This is a genomic window from Streptomyces sp. AC627_RSS907 (assembly GCF_019049165.1).
On record NZ_JAGMUE010000457.1, the window covers coordinates 1 to 581 of the forward strand.

General features: G+C 75.9%; 1 pseudogene. It reads left to right on the plus strand.

Features of this window, described 5'->3' with window-relative positions:
- Window positions 1-65: 65 nt before the first annotated feature.
- A pseudogene (locus KUM32_RS36445) lies at window positions 66-581 on the plus strand (hypothetical protein); the annotation flags it as partial.

Consider the following 581-nt stretch of genomic DNA (forward strand, 5'->3'; position numbering starts at 1 on the left):
CTGCTCAGTGGCGTGTACGCGACCAAGGACGTCGGACGACAGGCGTTCAGAAAGGTACGTGCCGCATGACGACCCCCCCTGCACAACTGCCCACGCCCGCCTCCCGGCCCGAGGCGAGCGCGCCGCTGCGCGCGGACAGCGTCGCCGACTCCGCAGGCGGCCTCACCTTCGACATCGTCGACCTCGCGCTGCCCGACCCCGCCGACTGGAACGCGGCGCTCGTGCTCAGGCTCCGAGGCGACGCGGAGGGCGCCGACGAGGTGCGGCTGCCGCTGTCGCCGGCCGGTGAGCGGCGGGTACGGGCCGTGCTGCCCAGCACGGTCGCGCTGCCCGAGGGCCGCTGGGACGTGTACGTGGCCGTGGGCGACGAGCGGCCCCGGCGGCTCGCGCCCGGCCTGAACGACCTGCGCTCGCTGGTGGACCGCAGGCCGGGCCCGAGCCTGTCGCCGCTGGCCGTGTGCATCCCGTACACCACCAAGCACGGCAACCTCTCGCTGCGGAGCTGGCTGCGGGCCCCGCACGCGGAGGCCGGCGAGCTGCGGGTGGCGGACGGCACGCTGACCGGGCGCGGCCGGCTCTAC